Here is a 6332-nt window from a genome sequence, read left to right as displayed (position 1 = left end):
GGCTCATCACAATCCAGGGTGTAGTCGGGGTCTGAATCCGCCGGTCTCGAGCAGTGATCTGGCGATGTAGTTGGTGAGGTTCCGGAAGCCGAGTGCTGATCCGCGGAGATGTTCCAGGCGGCCGTTGAGGGCCTCGGTGGGACCGTTCGAGGTGCCGGGCCGGTCGAAATAGGCCAGCACGTCGTCGGCTCGCTTCTTCAGCGTTCGGCCGAGTGTGATCACCTCGCTCAACGCGGCGGGGACGCCCTGGCTGACCGAGGCGATCAGGCTGGTCATCAGGGCCCGGCCTCTGGTCCGATCGGGTTCGCGGTAGGCGGCGATCATGCGTTGGTAGATGCCCCAGGTGGCTTCGACCTCGACATGGTCATCGCCGGCGAACAGGGCGGTGAGCCGGTCCTTCTGTCGGTCGGTGAGGAGGTCGGTGCCGGTGTGGAGGGTGCGGCGCGCCGAGTAGAGCGGGTCGCTGGTGCGGCCTCGGTGTCCGTGGATGGCTTGTTGGACGCGTCGGCGGCATCGGTCGAGGGCGTCGCCGGCGAGGCGGACCACGTGGAAGGGATCCATGACGGCGGTCGCGTCGGGCAGCTCTTCGGCGGTGGCGGTCTTGAACCCGGTGAACCCGTCCATCGCGACGACCTCAACTCTGTCGCGCCATGCCTGGTCGCGTTCGGACAGCCACTGCTTGAACGCCTGCTTGGAGCGCCCTTCGACCATGTCGAGCAGCCTGGCAGGCCCTGTCCGGGTGCGGATGCCGGTCAGGTCGATGATGACGGTGACGTACTTGTCACCGCGGCGGGTGTGGCGCCACACGTGCTCGTCCACGCCGATGGCCGTCACCCCGTCGAACCTGGTCGGGTCGTCGATCAGGACCCGCTTGCCTTCGGCCAGGACCGCCGTGTTGGCGGTGTTCCACGACACCCCCAGCCCTTCGGCGACCCGGGCGACGGTGAGGTGCTGCACGACCAGACCCTCCAACGCCCACCGCAGCCCGCGGCGTGACAGCTTCGCCCGCGGCTCCGCGGCGAGGCTGGTGTCTTGCCGCCACACATGCCCGCAGCCGGTGCAGCGGTAGCGACGGATCGTGACCAGCAACGTGGTCGGCCGCCAGCCGAACGGCTCGTGCGCCAACGCCCGCGTCACGGTGTCACGGGCCACGCCTTCGCAGCCGCAGCGTCGGCACCACTGATCCGGCTCCACCACCCGGCAGGCGAGCACCGCACGGCCAGGCTCCAGCAGTTGGCCGGTGACCTCCAGGCCGAGCTCATCGAGCCGACAGAACGAGGTCAGGTCAGGGCAGGCGAACCCCGCCCCAGGGGTAGCATCAGACACGTCGAGGTCTTCCAGATGGGCAGCGTGAGAACTTCCATCATCGGGAGACCTCGACCCCTACCCGGCCCGACGCGCCGAACAGCCTCCTACACCCTCATCTGTGATGAGCCGCGTTCCGGGCTCGAGGCGCTGTTGGGGGGCGCCGCGGGTATCGATGTGGTGGGGGCGGCCGCCTCGGGCGAGGAGGCACTCACCATGGTGGTGGAGACCGCGCCGGACGTGGTGCTGTGCGATCTGCGGCTCGGCCCCGGCCTCGACGGCGTGGGCGTCACGACTGCGCTCCGCTCGCGCCAGGGCGGCCCGGCTGTGCTCATCCTCACCACCTACGACAACGATTCCGACATCGCGCGTGCCGTGCTCGCCGGTGCCGCGGGCTACCTGCTCAAGGATGCGGAGCCCGAGGAGATCATCCGGGGCATCGGTGATGCGGCGCAGGGACGGCTCGTGCTCTCGAGCGACCTCGAAGGCCGCGTGGTGGACCGCATGGCCCAGGGGGTGCCCACGCTCAGCGCACGGGAACTCGACGTGCTCCGGTTGGTTGCCGAAGGCGTGACGAACCGGGGGATCGCCAAGGGCCTGTTCATCTCAGAGGGAACGGTCAAGACCCACCTGGTGCACGCGTTCGCGAAGCTGGGGGCCGAGTCGCGCACCGCCGCGGTCGCGGCCGCGCGCCGGCATGGCCTGCTGCACTGAGGTCAGGCTCCCACGTCGTGCAGGTGGTGCACGAGGTCGTGGGCGAAGTACCTGCCGAGCGAGAGCGTGGTGAACCGCGACCCATTGCTGCGCAGCCCGGTCCACTCCCACTCCGCCCCCTGGGGCTCGGCCCACGCCTTGGCGGCGGCCTGGGCGCGCTCGGCTATGAGGATGCGGGTGGCGTTGGCGTCAGAGAGCCAGTACTCCTCCTCCGCGGCGGCCGCGTCCTGATCCCAGTCCGCGAACTCAGCGCCCGCGCCGTCGCTGTCGAGGATGAGGTGGAGGCGCGCCGTCATCACCTCGAACACGTCGGCCACATGCCGGCCGTACTCGATCACCGACCACGTGGTGGGTTCCGGCCGTGCCTCGGCACCTCGTCGATCTACGGCCTTCTGGAAGCGGGCCGAGGCATCGAGGATCAGGGACGGCAGGTTCTGCGGCGTCACCGTCGTCGCGTCGAACCCGCACTCGGGGCACGGCCGCTCGGTGACCCAGGTCCAGTCCTTGGTGTCCGGAACGGGGGGCTGGGGCGGGATCGGCGACTCGCTCATCGTCCGAGCCTAACCGATCCCGCCCCAGTGCTCGGCTCAGCGGCGGCCCGGCTCGTCGTCCGGCACGGCGCGCGTCACGGACAGCTCGGCCAGGGACACCCAGCGGTCGGCGGGGTTGCCGTAGGTGCTGAGCACACGCAGCCGCACGACCCCTGCCCGTCCGGTCAGCGGGATGACCTGGACGTCGGCGGAGTCCGGAAGGACACCCTCGGCCACCCTGACCAGCGAGTCGACGTCCGAGCCGGCGTGGACCTCGTAGCCGCGGATCCGCCCGTTGGTGCCCGCCTGGCGCGGCAGGAGGGCCAGAGACGCCAGATCCACGGGGTCGCCGCCGACCGCCAGGTCGACATCGAGCGGCAGCGACACGGTGCCGGACCACGGGGTGTGCCACAGCGTGGCCGGGTCGCCGTCGAGCATCCGTCCAGCCTCTTCGCCTTGCTGCGCCTGCACGTCCCCGAGCAGCGTGAGGCTCACCGGTTGGGAGGCGTTCTCGTGGGGCCGCAGCCGGAGCTCCGGCGCGATGCTCCCCGAGGCGGTGCGGTCACCGTCGGTGACCGTCGCCGTGATCCGGTGCGACGCCGGGTCCGCGGTCGCTGGTACCACCATCGACACCTCGACGTCGGCGGACTCGCCTGCCGGCAGGTCCACGGTTGCGGGGGAGACCGCCTTCAGCTCCCAGCCCGTCGGGAGGTGCGGCTCGACGCCGAGCCCGGCGAGGTCGCGGTCCCCGACGTTGGTGAGGGTGTAGGTGAGCGACGTCGTGCCGCGGTGCACCACCGGATCGGCGCCGTTGCCGAGCGTCACGGGCAGTGCGCCGATCCAGTCGAGTGAGATCTGCATGTAGCGCATGGCGTAGCCCGCGCCCTCGTAGAACAGCCCGTAGGTCCCGGGGGCGCTGAGCGGCGTCAGCGTGGAATAGGACATGGCGCCCGGTTCGAACACCTTCGACGCCGACCACGTCTGCCCGTCGTCGAAGGACAGCCGCACGGTGCCGTTCACGCGGCCGGCCGTGCTGGCGGCGTTGGAGAACAGCAGCATCCGCGACCTCGCAGACCCGGCGGGTGCGTCCGGGAAGGCCCGGATGATCGAGGCGTTGTTTCGGGGGTCGATGAGGGTGTGGTCCACGGCCATGTCGCCGTAGGTGACGCCGCCGTCGGCAGAGATCGCGACCTTGCGCGCGAGCGTGGAGTCCGAGGACCGCGAGTTGAGCATCACGTCCCCGTTCGACAGCTCCACCACCTTGTTCTCGTCCATGCCGGAGCCGACGGGGACGCCGGCCCGCCAGGTCAGGCCGTGGTCGTCGGAGTAGACGCTCACCGCTCGCATGACACCGCCGTCGCGCACGGTGTACTGCTGGATCAGGCGGCCGGAATGCGGCCCGTACCGCAGTTGGATGCCTTCGCCGGACGCGGCGAAACGGCTCGTCCAGTCGGGTTCGTCGGTGATGTCGGCCGTGATGACCGCCGGCTCGCTCCAGGTGAGGCCGTTGTCCGTGGACCGCACGACCGCGGCGTGCAGGACGTTACGGTCGTCCGGATCCGTGCCGGCCCGGGACCCGCCCCAGCCCTGGTCGTAGGACTTGACGAAGAAGTTGAAGATGGTGCCGGTCTCCCGGTCGACGACATAGGACGGGTCCGAGTAGCCGTACTTCGGCGCGGCCGTGCGGCCCCCGGCGATGACCGTCAGTGGTCCCCAGGTGGCGCCACCGTCGGTGGAGATGCGCTGCACGATGCTGTTGGCCTGGGGGGCGTCCCCGCATCCGCCGGGGCGGCCGTCCCAGGAGGCCAGCAGCCATCCGTTCGGAGCCTCGGTCAGGGCAGGGATCCGGTGGCACGTGAAGCCGAACGATCCGGCCACTGCCAGGGTCGTCGCGACGCCCTCCCGGAACTCGGGGGCCCCGGGCGCTGTCGTCACCGCGTCGCCCGTGACGACGATGCCGTCCTGCAGGATGACCGTTCCCGCGCGGTCGGCCGTCGCCTGCCAGAGGGTCGTGGGGGTGAAGGAGCCGGCGGCCACATCGTCGGCTGTGACCAGGTGCCATCCTGAGGTGCACGTGGCCGACTGCCCGGGCCGGAGGTCCGCCCACCGGCAGGCGCCGCCGGCGGGGCTCACGGCGACTCCGTCGATGCTGGAGCTCCGCGGGAAGGCCGTGATGGCGACCGGGCCGGTGTTGGTGTACGTGAAGCTGTAGGTCAGGAGCTGGCCCTCGTACACGGGGGCGCCCAGGGTGTCGGTGCGGCTCATCGTCACGGAGAGGTACGCGCCGGGCGTCGGATCGGCGTCGGTGACCGCGATGGCCTTGGTGTGGACGATGCGGCCGGTGGTGCCACCGGTGGCAGGGTCGGTGGTGGTCCAGACGGTCGTGATGTCGGCGCGTCCGGCCGCCGCGTCGTCGGCCGTGACCGTGTAGCTGGGCCGTGGATCGACGGTGCAGTTGTACTTCCCCGTCAGCTGTCCGGGGAGGTTGCGCCAGCTGCACCGCGACGCGTCGGCGACGGTCTCGGAGGTGACGACCACGTTCTGGGTGGCGTCGATCTTCGACTCGAAGCGGTACTGCAGTGAGATGACGTCCCCGGCCGCGTAGGTGGCCCTCGGGCTGATGAGGTCGAGCAGAACTCGACCGGTGGGGCCCTCCGCGACGACGCGCTGGGCCGGGTCCGTGACAGGAGTGGGCTCCTGAGCGCGTGCGGTGGGCATCGTGATGCCGACGAGGGCGAGCACCGCGACCAGCGCGAGCAGCAGAGGATGAGTGGATCTGGACAAGGACATATCTGGACTCCTGGTGGCAACGGCAGTGTTTCCACGACCCATCTCACTGAGAGATTGGATGTCTGACAACCGTTCGGGCAATGGACGTGAGCGATTCGACTAGGCTCGGGCGCGTGATTGTCGCCGCCGCGGATGGCTCCGCCCTGTCGAACCCCGGACCGGCGGGGTGGGCGTGGTACGTCAGCGACGACATCTGGGCGGCCGGCGGTTGGGACCACGGCACCAACAACATGGGCGAGCTCATGGCGGTGCTGGACCTGCTGCGTTCGACGGCGCACCTGGATGAGCCGCTGAGAATCCTGTGCGACTCCCAATACGTCATCAACTCGTTGACGAAGTGGTTGCCGGGATGGAAGCGCAAGGGCTGGAAGAAGGGTGACGGCAAGCCCGTCCTCAACGTCGAGCTCATGAAGGAACTCGATCTGGCCCTCCAGGGAAGATCGGTCCAGTTCGAGTGGGTGAAGGGCCACGCCGGCCACGCCATGAACGAGGCGGCAGACGTTCGGGCCAGGGCCGCGGCCACCGCCTTCCAGCGAGGTGAGCCCGTCGACGCGGGCCCGGGCTTCCCGGCGACGGCACGCCCGGCCGGCCGCAGTGACTTCTCCGTGGGACAGAAGGAGCCGGAGCCGGACCTGTTCTCCCTGGACGCGGAGGCACCCGGTGCGCCCAGGCCAGTGCCGGGTTCCGCCCCGCCGCGCACCAAGGCCGCGCTCATCAGACTCACCCGCGCCGCCGTCGCCGATCCCCCTGCCGCCCCCCTCCACCACGAGTTCGTCGCGCACACCGTCGACGGGACCGTGTCCGCGCGAGCGCCGTGGCCGCCCGGCGACAGCCTCGACCTCCTCGGCGTCGACACCCTGGGCGCAGGGGCCGGGCTGACCCGCTGGCAGGCAGACGGCATCCTGTACGCCGCGCTCTGGTTGGAGCTCCCGGTGGGCTGGCGCCTGCGATTCGCCCAGGCGAGCGGGGTGTCGCCGCGCCGATAGGATGGCG

At 70.4% G+C, this 6332-nt stretch carries 5 protein-coding genes; 2 read left to right on the top strand and 3 right to left on the bottom strand.

Annotated features, from left to right (window positions below):
* Window positions 1-6 precede the first annotated feature (6 nt).
* Complete coding sequence (locus tag ACZK5N_RS06330; protein ID WP_459018268.1) at window positions 7-1326, bottom strand: ISL3 family transposase; 1320 nt, start codon at window positions 1324-1326, stop codon at window positions 7-9.
* A gap of 24 nt (window positions 1327-1350) precedes the next feature.
* Between ACZK5N_RS06330 and ACZK5N_RS06325 the strand changes: the two genes are divergently transcribed.
* Entirely contained in the window at window positions 1351-2019 is a 669-nt protein-coding gene (locus ACZK5N_RS06325) for a response regulator (RefSeq protein WP_463624699.1), read from the top strand.
* Window positions 2020-2021: 2 nt separating this feature from the next.
* On the opposite strand, the gene ACZK5N_RS06320 is transcribed toward ACZK5N_RS06325, so the two are convergent.
* Complete coding sequence (locus tag ACZK5N_RS06320) at window positions 2022-2570, bottom strand: DinB family protein (protein ID WP_459019147.1); 549 nt, start codon at window positions 2568-2570, stop codon at window positions 2022-2024.
* Between the two features lie 36 nt (window positions 2571-2606).
* Window positions 2607-5339, bottom strand: coding sequence for an exo-alpha-sialidase (locus ACZK5N_RS06315; RefSeq protein ID WP_459019148.1), 2733 nt, complete (start codon window positions 5337-5339; stop codon window positions 2607-2609).
* A 113-nt stretch (window positions 5340-5452) separates the two neighbouring features.
* Here ACZK5N_RS06315 and ACZK5N_RS06310 point away from each other — a divergent pair, with 113 nt between their 5' ends.
* Window positions 5453-6325 (top strand): ribonuclease H family protein, encoded by an 873-nt coding sequence (locus ACZK5N_RS06310; protein ID WP_459019149.1) that lies wholly within the window; start codon window positions 5453-5455, stop codon window positions 6323-6325.
* Window positions 6326-6332 lie beyond the last annotated feature (7 nt).

The organism is Tessaracoccus pujii, from assembly GCF_055326215.1.
The sequence above is the reverse complement of the archived record's forward strand: the minus strand, read 5'-3'. Positions and strand labels throughout refer to the sequence as shown.

Excerpts from the sequence above, each read along its gene's own strand:
- ACZK5N_RS06320 (WP_459019147.1), bottom strand. The coding sequence starts at position 2,570 with ATGAGCGAGTCGCCGATCCCGCCCCAGCCCCCCGTTCCGGACACCAAG.
- ACZK5N_RS06315 (WP_459019148.1), bottom strand. The coding sequence starts at position 5,339 with ATGTCCTTGTCCAGATCCACTCATCCTCTGCTGCTCGCGCTGGTCGCG.